Source organism: Zymomonas mobilis subsp. mobilis ATCC 10988, assembly GCF_000175255.2.
Lineage (GTDB): Bacteria > Pseudomonadota > Alphaproteobacteria > Sphingomonadales > Sphingomonadaceae > Zymomonas > Zymomonas mobilis.
Map to the genome: position 1 here is coordinate 942,263 of NC_017262.1, position 16,694 is coordinate 958,956.

8 protein-coding genes are annotated in these 16,694 nt (G+C 47.8%); 7 read left to right on the forward strand and 1 reads right to left on the reverse strand.

The genetic code is table 11. The features are described from left to right. The first annotated feature begins 1 nt into the window (after window position 1). Both hslU and rpmG read left to right on the forward strand, forming a co-directional pair. Window positions 2-1,294 (forward strand): ATP-dependent protease ATPase subunit HslU, encoded by a 1,293-nt coding sequence (gene hslU, locus ZMOB_RS04175; RefSeq protein ID WP_012817424.1) that lies wholly within the window; start codon window positions 2-4, stop codon window positions 1,292-1,294. Window positions 1,295-1,579: 285 nt separating this feature from the next. Further along, window positions 1,580-1,747, forward strand: coding sequence for a 50S ribosomal protein L33 (rpmG, locus tag ZMOB_RS04180; RefSeq protein ID WP_011240192.1), 168 nt, complete (start codon window positions 1,580-1,582; stop codon window positions 1,745-1,747). A 115-nt stretch (window positions 1,748-1,862) separates the two neighbouring features. On the opposite strand, the gene ZMOB_RS04185 is transcribed toward rpmG, so the two are convergent. Then, complete coding sequence (locus ZMOB_RS04185) at window positions 1,863-2,225, reverse strand: response regulator (protein ID WP_012817423.1); 363 nt, start codon at window positions 2,223-2,225, stop codon at window positions 1,863-1,865. A gap of 171 nt (window positions 2,226-2,396) precedes the next feature. Between ZMOB_RS04185 and ZMOB_RS04190 the strand changes: the two genes are divergently transcribed. The 5 genes from ZMOB_RS04190 (at window position 2,397) to ZMOB_RS04210 (ending at window position 16,644) form a co-directional block, all read left to right on the forward strand. Continuing rightward, on the forward strand, window positions 2,397-2,855 hold the full coding sequence (locus ZMOB_RS04190; RefSeq protein WP_011240194.1) for a RidA family protein: 459 nt from the start codon (window positions 2,397-2,399) through the stop codon (window positions 2,853-2,855). A 348-nt stretch (window positions 2,856-3,203) separates the two neighbouring features. Next, the gene (locus ZMOB_RS04195) at window positions 3,204-11,846 is read left to right on the forward strand and encodes an Ig-like domain-containing protein (protein WP_014500720.1); all 8,643 of its coding nucleotides are present in this window, start codon (window positions 3,204-3,206) and stop codon (window positions 11,844-11,846) included. A gap of 4 nt (window positions 11,847-11,850) precedes the next feature. After that, window positions 11,851-13,326, forward strand: coding sequence for a TolC family outer membrane protein (locus ZMOB_RS04200; RefSeq protein ID WP_014500721.1), 1,476 nt, complete (start codon window positions 11,851-11,853; stop codon window positions 13,324-13,326). Next, a complete protein-coding gene (locus ZMOB_RS04205) occupies window positions 13,323-15,470 on the forward strand; it encodes a type I secretion system permease/ATPase (RefSeq protein WP_014500722.1) in 2,148 nt (715 codons plus the stop codon). Before ZMOB_RS04200 ends, ZMOB_RS04205 begins: the two co-directional genes overlap by 4 nt. Continuing rightward, on the forward strand, window positions 15,463-16,644 hold the full coding sequence (locus ZMOB_RS04210; RefSeq protein WP_014500723.1) for a beta-barrel domain-containing protein: 1,182 nt from the start codon (window positions 15,463-15,465) through the stop codon (window positions 16,642-16,644). The genes ZMOB_RS04205 and ZMOB_RS04210 overlap by 8 nt, the downstream gene beginning before the upstream one ends. The last annotated feature ends 50 nt before the right edge of the window (window positions 16,645-16,694 follow it).

Here is a 16,694-nt window from a genome sequence, read left to right on the forward strand (position 1 = left end):
TATGACTGATGCCCTTACGCCCAAAGCCATTGTTGAGGCTTTGGATGCCCATATTGTCGGACAAAAAGAAGCAAAACGTGCTGTTGCTGTCGCTATGCGGAATCGTTGGCGGCGACAAAATTTGCCCGAGCATTTGAAGGATGAAGTTAATCCTAAAAATATCTTGATGATAGGCCCCACGGGCTGCGGTAAAACCGAGATTAGTCGTCGTTTAGCTAAGTTGGCAAATGCGCCTTTTATTAAAGTTGAGGCGACTAAATTTACCGAAGTTGGTTATGTCGGCCGCGATGTTGAGCAGATTGGTCGTGATCTGGTCGAAGAAGCCGTCCGGTTGGAGCGCGAGAAACAGCGCGCTTTAGTGCGTGAAAAAGCAGAGCAAGCGGCAATGGAGCGCTTGTTGGAGGCTTTGGTCGGTAAGGATGCCAGTGAAGCTACACGTGAGACTTTCCGTCAGCGCTTTTTAGATGGGCATCTTGACGAAAGAGAAGTCGAACTTGAGCTGGAAGAAGCCCCCTCTATGCCGGTGGAAATTCCAGGTATGGGCGGACAAGTCGGCATGATTAGTCTGAGTGATATGTTGGGGAAGGGACATCGCACAAAGCGTCAGCGTTTGCCTGTTCGTCAAGCATGGCGTCGTTTGATTGACGAAGAAGCCGATCGCCGTCTTGATAAGGATGAAATTGGCCGGATCGCTTTGTCGAATGCCGAGGCAAATGGTATCGTCTTTTTGGATGAAGTCGATAAAATTGCGGTAAGCGATGTTCGAGGGGGCTCTGTTTCGCGTGAAGGCGTGCAGCGCGATCTTTTGCCTTTGTTGGAAGGCACAACAGTTACGACAAAATATGGCCCGATGAAAACCGACCATGTTCTGTTTATTGCATCTGGTGCTTTCCACGTTGCAAAGCCTTCGGATCTTTTGCCGGAATTACAGGGGCGTCTGCCTATTCGTGTTGAATTGTCTGCTTTGACAGAAGATGATTTTATCCGCATTCTTTCTTCGACCCGAGCGTCTTTGGTCGAACAATATAGAGCCTTGATTGGCACCGAAAATGTTGTTCTTCATTTTGAAGAAGATGGTATCCGCCAGCTGGCGCATATCGCGGCCGAGGTAAATAGCGAGGTCGAGAATATTGGGGCTCGTCGTTTATCAACAGTAATGGAAAAACTGTTAGAGGATATCAGCTTTAATGCTGAGGATATGCGCGGTGAAGAAATAAAAATAGACAAGAAATATGTCGATGAAAAATTATCTGGCATCGCCAAAAATTCTGACTTGAGTAAATATATTCTCTAAAATTCAAACAAATTTGAGGGCTTGCTTATTGTAAAAGTGAGCCCCCAATTTTGTATTTTAAATTTACTTTATTTTTGTAAGTTATTGGTTTTGAGTGACCTGCCTGTTATATTTTTGCCGATAATCAGGGTTCATCTTGCCCTTGATCGGCCAGAAAGCTATATACCCCTTGACTTTTCCCTGCTTTTAGGGGCAGTAAGCCAACTTTACAGGTGATCGGCAGCTATGTCTGGCGCCTGATGCGATTAGCATTTTTTTCTAGAATTAGGTGCAAAAGGTTTCACTATGGCTAAGCCGACTACAGTTAAGATTCGTCTCGTTAGTTCTGCAGACACCGGATTTTTCTATGTTACCCGCAAAAATCCGCGGAACCAGACCGAAAAAATGAGCCTTCGTAAATATGATCCGGTTGTCCGGAAGCATGTCGAATTCAAAGAAGCTAAAATTAAATAATTTTTTAAAGCGCTTCTTTAGAAATTCCCAGATAAACCGGGCCTGCCTTTTGGCAGCTATTCTGCGGTGACCCGCTCGTGGTTGGCAGGGTAGGCCGGTTTTCTGTCTTTTACGATCAGATCAAAGTTTTTACGGCTTCAAGAAATCGAACTACAGAAATCGGTTTCGCGATATAACCGGTTGCCCCAGCCTGACGGATTTTTTGTTCATCCTCTGGTGCGGCATAGGCCGTGACTGCCATAATCGGTATATGGCATAATTCTTTTGTCTTTCGAATCTGCCCGATCAGCTCTAGCCCACTAATATGGGGTAGTTGAATATCCATAATAATAAGATCTGGCATAAAACTGTGAGCGCGAGCTATCATGCCTCGCCCGTCTCTTACAGGCTCTACGTCAAAATGATGCGCGCGCAATAGATCACAAAAGAGTTTTAAGTTTAATTCATTGTCTTCAACTATCAAAATACGCGAAGCCATTATTCGCATCCATTCTTTTCTGATTATAGCGCCAGTTTAGACCAAAAAAATCTATCAAATCTAACGATAATTTATGTGTTTGTTCAGTTTGTTGATAAAAACGGATTGTTTTTAAATGAACTGTGCTTTCGGGGCTTGACCTTTACCCCCTATAAGACAAAAATCTTTTCCATGACTATTGAAACCAGACTTGCCGAACTTGGCATCCTTCTCCCTGAAGCGGCAGCCCCTGTTGCAGCTTATGCTCCTACAGTGTTGGCGGGTAACTTGCTTCATATCTCTGGCCAGCTTCCTTTCCTTGAAGGTCAGCTAATGACAGGCCGCCTCGGTGAAGACCGTGATGAAGCTTACGGTTTTAGAGCTGCCGAACGCTGTGCCATTATGCTTATGGCTCAGATGAAAGCTGCCCTTACCAGTCTTGATCGGGTCGAAAAAATTATAAAGCTGAATGCTTTTGTAAATTCAGCACCTTCCTTTACGCGGCAGGCGCAAGTCGTGAATGGCGCCTCTGAACTTTTGGCGAAAGTCTTTGGCGATGCTGGTGTTCACGCCCGCAGTGCTGTCGGCGTGGCTGTTTTACCGTTAAATGCTCCTGTTGAAATTGATGCGGTTGTAGCTGTTCGACCGTAGATTAAAGTAATGTGAAATGACAAAGGCAGGTTGGAGAATTTAGGCTCCCACCTGCCTTTTTTACAATGATAGCTTTTTTGAAAGCTAATAACTCTGTTTTGAATGTCTTATTGGCAAGAGATTTGGTATAAATTTCTGTAAATCGTTAAAAATAAAAGATAAAAAATATTATATTTATATTCAAAATAGTTGTTTTTTTATTACAAAGCACAATGAATTTATTATAATTTGTATAAGACTGCACAAAATATACCCTAAGATTTGCGAGATAGGGGCATTAGTAACTGGTAAAATAATACCTCTGCTTCTGCTTTATTTTAAATCCTAAAATCTGATGCAGGTATATTTATGGCCTCCAGCCTGACGATCACTAAAAAACGCGGTAACCATAAAGCATTTTCTACTGAAGAAAATCATATTTCTCTACAGCACCCTTCTGTTGTTCAGGTGAATGCTTACCGTTCTCAAGTGCGGTCTCTATCAAGACAGGGAGATACACTACTCGTCCAGCTGAATGATGGTCGCCAGTATCAGTTTGATAATTTTTTTGTCGATGATGACAAGCATTTACATAGTGACCTTGTTCTGCGTGATGAAGATCAGAAAGAGGCATGGTGGCATGCTGAAATGCCAGATGCCTCTCATCCTAATCTAGCTGGCGCTGATGTCGGTTATAGTCAGGTCGAGACCATTAAGCCGTTACTTATTTACCATGATAATGGTTTGTTGGTGCCTTTGCTCGCAGGTTTATTGGGGGCGGGGGCTGCTGGTGGTGCCGCAGCTGCTTTGACTGGTGGACACAGCCATAAAGATAATAACAACAATTCAGATCTTTCTATTCCTTCTGTGGATAGTGTTACAACGGACCCGACAACAGGTGAAGTCACTGTCAATGGTACGGCTCAGCCAGGCCAAACCGTTAATGTTACCTTCCCAGATGGCACGGTCGCGCAAACAACGGCTGATAGTAAAGGTGATTATCATGCAACGTCCACGACGCCTCAGGCGACTGGACAGATCGCGGTTACTTCCTCTGATAGCTCAAGCAATGTAAGTAACCCTGTTACGCATGATTATACTGATATAACGCCCGCTATTGTTATCACTAGTGATGCCGGTAACACTGTGCAGGCGGGGCCTGTTACATATACTTTTACACTTTCTGAAGCCTCTAAAGATTTTACGACAGCGAGTGTGACGGTAACCGGCGGTCAAAAGGGCGAGCTGGTACAGGATTCTAGTAATCCATTAGTATATCATATGACGGTCACGCCAGATGCTGGGAAAGGCGGCACTATTACTGTCGTTGTCCCCGCCGGTTCGGTGCACGATTTATCAGGAAGCACGACTACCGCAGATGCAGTGGCTACACCTGTGGCTTATGACACGACACCAGCGGGTAATCCGGTGGTGACGGTGACAAGTGATAGTGACGGCCAGACGGCGACCGGTCCAGTCACCTATAGCTTCAAATTGTCAGAACCGGTGAGCGATCTGACCTCCGATAGTGTGACGGTGACGGGCGGCAGCAAGGGTGCATTGGTTCAAGATAGCACTGACCCGTTGGTCTATCATATGGTGGTCACGCCAGATGGTAGCAAAGGCGGCTCGATCACTGCGACGATAGCGAGTGGCAGCCTGCATGACTTGGCGGGTAACCCGACCTTGTCGGATGCCACGGATACGGTGGCTTATGATACGACGCCAGCGGGTAATCCGGTGGTGACGGTGACAAGTGACAGTGACGGCCAGACAGCGACGGGTCCAGTCACCTATAGCTTCAAATTGTCAGAACCTGTGAGCGATCTGACCGCAGATAGTGTGACGGTGACGGGTGGCAGCAAGGGTGCATTGGTTCAAGATAGCACTGACCCGCTGGTCTATCATATGGTGGTCACGCCAGATGGTAGCAAAGGCGGCTCGATCACCGCGACGATAGCGAGTGGTAGCCTGCATGACTTGGCGGGTAACCCGACCTTGTCGGATGCCACGGATACGGTGGCTTATGACACGACGCCAGCGGGTAATCCGGTGGTGACGGTGACAAGTGACAGTGACGGCCAGACAGCGACGGGCCCAGTCACCTATAGCTTTAAATTGTCAGAACCTGTGAGCGATCTGACCGCAGATAGTGTGACGGTGACGGGCGGCAGCAAGGGTGCATTGGTTCAAGATACGACTGACCCGCTGGTCTATCATATGGTGGTCACGCCAGATGGTAGCAAAGGCGGCACGGTCACCGCGACGATAGCGAGCGGTAGCCTGCATGACTTGGCGGGTAACCCGACCTTGTCGGATGCCACGGATACGGTGGCTTATGATACGACACCAGCGGGTAATCCGGTGGTGACGGTGACAAGTGACAGTGACGGCCAGACGGCAACGGGCCCAGTCACCTATAGCTTTAAATTGTCAGAACCTGTGAGCGATCTGACCTCAGATAGTGTGACGGTGACGGGCGGCAGCAAGGGTGCATTGGTTCAAGATAGCACTGACCCGCTGGTCTATCATATGGTGGTTACGCCAGATGGTAGCAAAGGGGGCACGGTCACCGCGACGATAGCGAGTGGCAGCCTGCATGATTTGGCGGGTAACCCGACCTTGTCGGATGCCACGGATACGGTGGCTTATGATACGACACCAGCGGGTAATCCGGTGGTGACGGTGACAAGTGACAGTGACGGCCAGACAGCGACGGGTCCAGTCACCTATAGCTTCAAATTGTCAGAACCTGTGAGCGATCTGACCGCAGATAGTGTGACGGTGACAGGCGGCAGCAAGGGTGCATTAGTCCAAGATACCACTGACCCGCTGGTCTATCATATGGTGGTTACGCCTGAAACAGGGACAGGTGGAACCGTTTCTGTCACTGTTCCCAAGGGGGCTATACACGATCTTGCAGGCAATCCAACTCTGTCGGATGCAACCGATAATGTGGCCTATGACATGACACCGGCGGGTAATCCGACTTTGTCAGTTACAAGTACTCATGATGGCGTTGCCGCTACCAACACACCAGTCACTTTTGGCTTTATTGCATCTGAGCCTTTGAAAGGTTTTTCTGCCGACAATATTGAGGTTACAGGTGGGACGAAAGGTGAGTTGACCAGTTCACCTGACCATCCCCTTATGTATTTTTTAACGGTAACACCGAATCCCAACAGTTCTGGCGAGATCAGTATTAAGGTGCCTGCTGGTGCTGTATTCGATATGGCGGGTAACCCCAATCTTTCGAGTGTAAATGACACCGTTCTTTATGATACGATTCCTCCGACAGTAACCATTAGCGATGATAGCAATGGTAAGACGGTAAATGGCGCGGTTCATTATACCTTTACAGCATCAGAGCCTTTGTTAGCGTTCGCGGCTGATAATATTGAAGTTACAGGAGGAACGAAGGGAGATTTAGTTCAAGATAGCTCCAATCCTTTGGTCTATCATATGACCGTCACCCCTAATTCAGCCAGTGGCGGATCTATAGATGTCAAAATTCCTGCCGGTTCTGTTCATGATCTAGCCGGTAATCCGACAGCATCGGATGTAAGTGATACGGTTGCTTATGATACAACCAATATTGACAGTCCGGTCGTTACGATAACGAGCGATAGTGATGGGAAAGCTACGGCTGAACCTGTGACTTTTAAATTTACACTATCGGAACCTCTAAGCGACTTTAATGCCGATAGCGTAACTGTATCCGGTGGCACAAAGGGTAACTTGATTCAGGATACCAGTAATCCACTCGTTTATTATATGACAGTGACCCCGAAGGTAACTGTTAGTCCGATGACTATTGATACACCTTCGGCGCTTTCCGCGACTGTCTCGGCAGGTAGTGTCCATAATTTAGCCGGCAACCCGACGTTATCGGATGCAACCGATAGCGTGCCTTATGATAGTTCCGTAGCAACCAATCCGATTGTTACGATAACAAGCGATAGTGACGGTCAGACAGTTATTGGCCCTGTTACCTATAATTTCAAGTTATCGCAGGCTGTGAATGACTTTACGGCAGATAGTGTGACGGTCACAGGTGGTTCAAAAGGCCAGCTTGTCCAAGATTCCAGCGATCCGTTACTTTACCACATGGTTGTCACGCCCGATGCCAATCAAACTGGTAATGTTACAGCAACGATACCATCTGGGCAGTTACATAATATTATTGGGCTTTCTAATCTTGGTAATTCCACGGATAGTATTGCTTTTGATACCGCGCCCCCAACTATTGCCATTACAAGTACGGGGGACAATGATACTACTACTGAAGGAACAATTACTTATACCTTCACTTTGTCGGAACCGCTCAAGAATTTTACAGCTGACGATATTAACGTCTATGGCGGGACAAAAGGACGCCTGATACAGGATAGTAGTAATCCACTAAGCTATTCTTTGGTCGTTACGCCTAACCAAAATTCAGGGGGGACGCTAGTTGTCAACATTCCTGCCGGTTCCGTGCAGGATGTGAATGGCAATCCTATGGTTGTTGATAGCACGCATGCGGTCGGATATATTATTCAGCCAAATGACGTCAGGGTTTTTAGTGATCAGGATGGATCGACGGCTACAGGTGATATTACTTATTACGTCGTATTTAATAATTCTAACCCAGCCTTTTCGCCCAATGATTTAACTATTGAAAATGGGACACTGAAGAGCTTTGAGCGCACCAGCGGTAGCGCAGATGGGACGAATGCTGCTTATAAAATTATTGTTACTCCGGTTGCTGACAATGCCGGTATCAATAGTCTTTCTATAAGCCCCGATGTTACCAATGGGTCTGGTGTCATAACAGGGATGGTTGTGTTCGATACCCGTCAGTTGAATTTGCAAGATTATACGGATACGGGGGCTTCAGCGAATGATTATATTAGTCAGGATAATAGTTTTACGCTGAATCTGGATAATGCCGCGAATGGGACTACGCCAAGTTATCAGATTTCTAAAGATAACGGCACAACCTGGACGGATACATCAGCGACACAGAGTAATCTGCCCGATGGGCATTATCTCTATCGGGCAGTGCGGAATGACGTTCATGATATGCCGCTTTATTCAAATGTCATTGATCTAACTGTTGATACAACCAAGCCGGATCTTATCAGTATTAATCCGACGAATGGTCAGACGGTTTCCGGTATTGCCGAAGCTGGCACGACCGTCAATTTGTTAAGCAATGATGGTCAAACGGTTTTAGGAACCGTCGTTGCAGATAGTAATAACCATTGGTCAATCAGTGGTTTGAATATCGCTGACGGCACCCCGATTAAAGCGACGGCAACCGATACAGCCGGAAATGTCAGTAGTGTCGTAACGACGCGTGTTGATGCAACGCCGCCGGCTGTAACGGTTGATAACAGTAATGGAACCACCATTACGGGAACGACGGAAGCCGGCGCTGTCGTCAAAGTGGATACGAATGGCGACGGGGTGGCTGATTACACCGAAGTTGCGGGATCAGATGGTAAATGGTCGGTGAGACCAGATACGCCTTTGGCAAATGGCACTTCGGTTAGTGTCACCAGCACTGATCCGGTAGGGAATGTTTCAGCCGCGGCAACAACCGTTGTTGATAATGTCGCACCGGTTGTAACGCTTACTACAGCCGATAATCAGACCTTGACTGGCACGGTTGATGATTCAACAGTCACTTCCGTAAAGGTCTTTGATAATACGGGTAATTTTGTTGGAACTGGGACGGTTACAAATGGCAGTTATAGTCTGACATTAGCCGATCCTGTTGCGCCCGGGACAGTTCTGACTGCAAAAGCAACCGACCCGGCAGGTAATGTTGGCAGTAGTTCGTCATTGACTATTGGTTCGGTCTCTTCCGACAGTGATAATAGCGCGCTGGCAACGCATCAGGCGGCAGTTACCGCGATTGCAACCGATACTTTGCCGACAAGTGCGGTTTCGACTGTCCAGAACAACGATTTTGACACCCGTGATCCTACCTTGACGGTATCTGGCACCTCCAATCTTGAGCCAGCGCAAGAGGCTGCAGCGGCTTCATTTATGGCCATACCGTTGGCGATGTCTTTGACATCATCCAATGCCTCCAGTTCGACCTTTAGTGATGTGTTGCAGATTTCGACTGATGGCCAGAATTGGTCAACCGTGACGCCATCTGCAAATGGGGCATGGACATGGACCGATCCAACCGCCCATGATAGCAATTTTACCTATTATCTGCGGACATTGGATAGTTCGGGTAAGGTCGTTTATACGACATCAAAAGATATCACGATTGATTTGATCGCGCCTTCTTCACTGGTCATGCCGACATGGAATGACGCAGGCATTACCGTGACTAAGGATGCCGATGCGACCGTGGCATTGATCAATGATGTCAACCATGACGGCGTTTACGAGCAAGGTGTTGATAAGGTTCTGGCCGTAGCTGATAATAGTGGCACCACGGCGACCTTATCTGCGACTTTGACCGCCGGACAGCATTATAATTTGGGTCTTGTCCAATATGATGTTGCCGGAAATTATTCCCGATTGTCGAATACAGTTTCTTATACTGCACCGCCGACATCAGCTTTGAATACGGCCTTTCAGGCGAGTATTTTGCCACCGCAGGAAGTGCGGGATAGCGCCGGTATGGCCGTTGGATTTGATGCCTATGGCAATCTTAACATCCTTCAGCGATCTAGCCTGATAACCCAGTCGAATTCGACAAATTACGCTTTGTCAGATGTGCAACAGCTGCCTTATTTGGTGCGCTATACCAATCAGAGCACGGATAGCCGGAATACAATCAATTCATCGACGATTGTTGATTATAATCGTGACGGATATTCAGATGTTTTAGCTTCTGATTATATTGATAGTGCGACAACGGGAGTGGCTGTTTGGACCGGATCACAATCTGGATATAGTCTGACCCGCGCAACCAGCAGTAATAATTCGGCTGGAGGTGTGATGGCCTATGACAAGGATGGCGATGGCTATGTTGACGCTGTTCTAGGTAACTGGGGTCCACAAAATGGGGCAACCAATGGGACTTTTATTAAAAATACCAATGGTGTGTTGTCTCAAGACGGAACCAATGGCACTGCCGGATTGCAGAATTTTCAGTTTGAGCGGGAAGTATCAGGCGTTGATTTAAAGGGTGATGGCAATATTGATGTTGCCGCCCATACGATTTCAAATAGCGCATCCAGCAACCAATATGCCTTGGCCTTGATTGACAATAACGGCGGCACGCTGTCGTTGGGTCAGAATATTGATAATGTCTTTAATAGTCGCGGTATTCCCACCGGCACTACAGGGCAAAAAGCCTTGCCGAGTGTCTGGGGGGCGCAATCCATGGTTTGGGCAGATTTTGCCAATAATGGCCATATGGATTTGTATTTGAGCCAAGGCGGGAATACGCCCAGTGGCAGCGATAATACAGATAGCCGGATCTATATGAATAACAATGGTGTGTTATCTAGCACGCCAACGATTATTGCCGATGACAATCTTGCCGGTGGCGCGGCCATTGCGACCGACTGGAATCACGATGGCAAAATGGACGTTATTGAAATCAGAACGGCCATTGAAAACAATGTCACCAATATTCCGGTAACCTTATTAACCAATAATGGGGTTAATAGTAACGGAACGCTTAATCCCTTTACTGTTTCAAATATGACGACCATACCACGTGCCAATATTACGGGTATTGCCGCCACTGATGTGAACTGGGATGGTGCGGTTGATCTGTTATATTCTACGGCTAGCGGTAGTGATACGCAGGCTGATAAAGCTGGAAAAACCACCGAAGGTAATATCTATTCGATCATGAATACCAATGCGGTGGCTGATGGCACCAGCCTGCATTTGAAGATTCTGGATCAGAATGGGGTCAACAGCTATTTCGGCAACACCGTCCAGTTGTTTGACTCTGACGGTAATTTGGTTTCGACCCAGATTATCAATCCGCAAGAAGGTATGTGGAACAACGATTCCAGCGGGATCGTCAATTTCTATAACCTTGATCCCAATCAGCATTATTCCGTTGCCCTTGTTCGGGCAACCGACGGCCATTCCAACGATATTGGTGGTCGGGACAGCTATGGTCAATTCTTCACTTTGTCTAGCGTGGAGGATTCTTCTTCAGTCAGTGATGGCAGTAGTGAAACGGGCGCGGCTTCGGCTTTAAATACAGTCGAGAATGTTGAAAAAAGCTGGAATAATCTGACCCCAGGGGCAGCTAATCATGCCTATGTTCTGGAAGGAGATACCACCGCTAGCCATACGACTGGGGGCGTCTTTACCGGAACAGGCTATGACGACACCTTCTTTGCCGGAGCGGGTAACAACAGCTATATCGGCGGCGGTGGCTGGGGCTATAATAGCGCTGGTGAATATGTCTGGATGTCGTCCGGCGGTCATAACGTTGTCGATTACAGCGGTGAAAGCAGCGCGATTACCGTCAATATGGGCAATTCGGTCGGTATCGGCACTGTATCCGTTTCAAAAACGGATGGGCATGATAGCTTGCAGTCTATTCAAGGTATTGTCGGCACCAATTACGACGATAGTTTTACCAGTGATGGTAAAGGTGACTATTTCGAAGGCGGTGGCGGTAACGATACCTTCAATCTGGCCAAGGGCGGTCATGATACCCTGATGTATAAATTGCTGGATAACAGCGATAACACCGGCGGTAATGGCAGCGATACGGTCAATGATTTCCATTTGGGTAATACGGTTAACAATCCCGATGCCGATATCATCAATATCAAGGATTTGTTGGCCGATTATCAGGGCACGGCGAATGTCTTTTATGACGTGACCGAAAACAAATTTGTTATGGATAAAGCCTCTAGCGGTCTTGACCAATTTGTTTCTACCAGCGTCCATAATGGCAATACGACCATTTCCGTTGATCGTGACGGTGCCAATGGCAATCATCAAATGACCGCTTTGGTTACCCTTGATAATACCCAGACCGATCTTGCGACCCTGATCGGTAACCATCAGTTGATTATCGCCTGATAAAATGATCAAAAAATTGGCGCGGCGGGATGAAATATCCCGCCTGATGAGAAAGGTAATCTTTCTTGTGGCCGGTTGTTTTTCAGTACCTTTCGCGGCTTCTGCTGATGAATATGTGCCGAAAATGCCGACTATTGATAGCTTACCAAGCTTGAGTGATAGTTTAGGGTGTGATGACGAACCCGCTTATTTGCGTGATGAAGCTGCCCGTAACGCGGTAGTGGATGAGGGTTGGCTGACCTTGCATCAGGCCATTCATCGTGCCTTGGAAGGGCATCCTTCTATCACCGATGCGATTGCCGCTTTGGGGCAGCAACAAAGCGGAATCGGTGTTGCCCATGCCGGATATTATCCTCAATTCAAGGCGGGGATGAGTGGAGGCCCTTGGACCTCGGCACGGGGCTTGGGCCCTTATATATCGGCTTCGGCTTCCCAGATGGTCTATGATTTCGGGAAGGTGTCCCATCAGGTCATGCAGGCCAAGGCTCTGGCAGCACGGCAACAGGCCAAAGTTTTGGGCAGTATTGACGAAGTTTCCAAAAATGTTGCCGAAGCGATTGTTAATGTTCACCGCTATCAGCAATTGATGATTGCAGCGGCGGATCTGTTTCAGGCGGTATCCGCGGTGAAAGAAATGGCAGAATTACGGGCAAAAGCCGGTATTTCGACCCGATCTGATCCTATTCAGGCGGAATCCCGTCTCGATCAGGCGAGAGCCAACATGATCGAAGCCCGTGCCATGTTAGAACAATCCAGAGAAAATTTGCGCAGTTTGATGAATGAAAACCGGCCTTTACCGGAAAATATCTGCATTGCAGAGCCACATGGATTGCCACCGTTTAGACCGGAAGCCCCCGTTGATGCTTCATTAAACCCTGATTTATTGCCCGCAGCATTAGAAGCCAAAGCCGAAGCGAAGGCGGCTGAAGCCCAATTGGGTATTGTGAAAGCCGGACGTTTCCCAACCATTTCTATCGACGGGAATTATGGTCGTTCATTGCGGGGAGCCATCTATCCGGCAGCACCGGATCGGCGTCAGGATTATGGTAGCGTTATTTTGAATGTTTCAACTCAGATGTTTCAGGGAACCGGTATTTTAAGTCAATTAAAAGCCGCCAGCCATGCTGTCGATGCCGCCCATGCGCGGCAACAAACCGCTTTATTGGAAGCCCATAACAAGCTCCGTTCGATTCATGCGGCGGCGATGGGTTCTATGGCAAGGATAGGTGTTCTGCAAAGTCGTTTGAAAACCATTATCGAAGCCCGTGATCTTTATCGCGATCAATATCGTTTGGGCTCTCGTTCTTTGGTCGATCTGCTGAATAGTGAGCAGGAAATTTATCAGGCGCGCACAGAAAATATCAATGCAAGGCATGATTTATGGGTGAGTGAAGCCGATCAGGTCGCCGCATCCGGTCGGGCAAGAGCCGTTTATGGCATTGACCACACCGTCGTTCAGGGATTGGAGATATTGCCATGATGGGGCAGGGTGGAGAAGAAAAACGCCAATCCCTTCTTTTATGGGAAGCCTGGCTGGATGCCATGATTGCGATTGCCCGTCATTATACCCTTCCGGTTTCAGTCGAGCATGTTCGGAATATCATGTCATGGGATAAGGCCGAATCTGATGAAGGTCGCCTATCCGTTATGGCGCGTCATTTAGGTTTGGGATTCCGTTTGGAATCCGGCGAGAAAGCCGAAGGTGCCGTGCGTTCGGGTGTCGCGTTACCCTTTATTGCCCATTGGGATGATGGCCGTATTGGTTGTGTGATGACCAATGATGGTGACGGGCATTTAGCGGTTCGCTTTTCGGGCGAAGGCGATCTGGAAACGCCGGTTGAAATTGACTGGTTAGCCGATCACGTTATTGAAATCGCTTATTTGCGGCCATTGCGCTCTATACCCGATGGGCGGGTCGATGATTATATCCAGCCTTATCGTCCCCATTGGTTCCGCCGTTTGGCCTTGGCTGATTGGCGACGTTTCGGGGAAGTTATTGTCGCCTCGCTTTTTATCAACCTTTTGGCTTTGTCTTCGACTCTGTTTTCAATGCAGATTTACGATCGCGTTGTGCCTGCCCAATCAGAGCCAACCTTATGGGTTTTGTTTTCGGGCGTGATGATGGCGGTCTTTTTCGGATTACTGTTAAAGGTTGCCCGCACCCGATTATTGGATGTGATCGGGAAAAAAGCCGATTTGCGGATTTCAGAGCATGTCTTTGGTCATGCGATCCGTCTGGTTTACGATGCCCGTCCGAAAGTCGCCGGTAGTTTTATTGCCCAGCTTCGCGAATTGGAACATGTCCGCGAATTATTGACCGCGACCAGTATCGCCATGATTACCGATCTACCCTTCTTTTGCCTATTTTTAGGTATTTTATGGATGGTTGGCGGTAATTTGATTTGGGTGGCGTTGGCCGCTGTGCCTTTGTTGCTTATCCCCGGTATTCTGGTGCAATATCCGCTTGCCCGCCTGTCACAACAGGGAATGCGTGAATCCGCTTTACGCAATGCTTTGCTGATCGAAGCGGTTGATGGTTTTGAAGATATTAAATTGATGCGTGCCGAACCTCGTTTTGAAAGACGGTGGAATCATGTCCATTCGGTGGCCGCCTCCATTGCCATGCGGCAGCGTTTCTATACCGGATTGATGGTGACATGGAGTCAGGAAATCCAAACCATCATTTATGCCCTGATTTTATTGGTCGGCTGTTTCCAAGTCATGAAGGGAACGATGACAACGGGTGCTTTGGTCGGATGTTCTATTTTGACTTCCCGCATGATTGCCCCTTTGGCACAATTAGCGGGTTTCTTTTTGCGTTTTCAACAAGCACGCGTTGCCCGTGAAGGGCTGGATTCTTTGATGAGCCGTCCGGCAGATCGTGCGGATCAGGCGCAATTAGTGCAATTACCCAGCATTCGCGGGCAATATCAATTTGAAGGCGTTCGTTTCCTGCATGACCCAAAATCGGGACGACCTGATCTCGATATTCCTAAGCTGGTTATCCGTCCCGGTGAAAAAATCGCCTTATTAGGTCGGAATGGCGCGGGTAAATCGACCTTTCTGCGGATGTTATCTGGCCTCCATCAGCCTTCCAATGGCCGGATTATGTTAGATGGTATCGCTTTACCGACGATAGATCCCGCGGATTTGCGGCGTGACATTGGCTTGATGACCCAAGAAGCCAAAATCTTTTATGGTAGTTTGCGCGATAACCTGACCATGGGCGCGCCTTTGGCGAGTGATAGTCAGGTTTTGGCGGCTTTGGATATGGTTGGATTGAAAACCATTTTGGATCAGCGAGCCGATGGCCTCGATATGTTATTGAAAGAGGGCGGTGGTGAATTATCCAGAGGACAACGCCAATCAATCCTTTTAGCGCGTTTGATTTTATCAGAGCCTTCTGTCGTTTTATTGGATGAGCCGACCGCTCATTTTGATGAAATGTCAGAGCATCATCTGATTAACAATCTGACCCCTTGGGTGAAAACCCGCAGCTTGATCGTGGCAACCCATCGTCAAAGTATTTTGCGCTGGGTCAATCGTATTATCATCCTTGATAAAGGCCATATCGTTATGGACGGTGATCGGGATTCTGTTCTGAAAAGGCTGACCAATGGCTAACCTTTCCTTGTCCACCCAGAGCATGGTCGATGATCGTGACCCTTTGCATCTTCCAGCACGGATTGTCTGGATCGTTGTGGTGATGTTGCTGTGCTTTTTTATTTGGGCAGCCTGCTTTACGCTTGAAGAAGTTTCAACCGGAACAGGGAAGGTGGTGCCTTCCTCGCATGAACAGACCATCCAATCTTTGGAAGGTGGAATCCTTGTTCGCTTGAATGTCAAAGAGGGCGATATTGTTCAGGCCGGACAAATGTTGGCGCAGCTTGATCGCACCCGCACCCAATCTTCGGTTGAAGAAACGGCTGCGCGTGCTGTGGCCGCAGAAGCAACGGCGGCTCGGTTGCGGGCAGAGGTGAATAATACCCCGATTTCCTTTCCCGATTCTGTGAGAGCCTATCCTGCTTTGGTAAAATCAGAGACTGATCTTTATCGTTCTCGCCGCAATAGTTTGGCTATGGGATTGAGCGATCTTCATCAGCAATTGGCTTTGATTAAAAATGAATTGACGATGACCGAGCCACTGGTGGCAAGGGGGGCGGCTAGTGATGTCGAGGTTTTGCGTTTGAAACGGCAGGTAAGCGAAATCGACACTCGCGCCGATGATATGCAAAATCAATATATGGTGAAGGCCAGAGAAGACCTTGAAAAAGCCGAGGCAGAGGCGAAAGCCCAGCAATCGGTTACGAAAGGGCGTTCTGATATGTTAGATCGCTTGACCTTTACTTCGCCCGTAAGGGGCATCGTTAAGGATATCGAAGTTACCACGAAAGGCGGCGTTATTCCGCCTAATGGTCGTTTGATGACGATTGTGCCTTTGGATGAACAATTATTGGTCGAGGCACGGATATCACCTCGGGATATTGCTTTTATTCATCCCGGTCAGCGGGCAACCGTCAAATTGACCGTTTATGATTACGCTATTTATGGGGGCTTGCCTGCAAAAGTGACGGTTATCTCGCCGGATACCGTGCAGGATGATGTCAGGAAAGATAGCTATTATTATCGCGTCTGGGTACGCACGGATTCTGATCATCTAACCAATAAATCTGGCCATAAATTTCCTATTGTTCCCGGTATGGTAGCAACAATTGATATTCATACAGGATCAAAAACGGTTCTTGAATATTTAGTAAAGCCGCTGAATCGCGCAAAAGAAGCCTTGAGAGAAAGATAAATACAAGTCGATTATTTTGATCGATAAATGAAAAGATAATTTTCAATTTC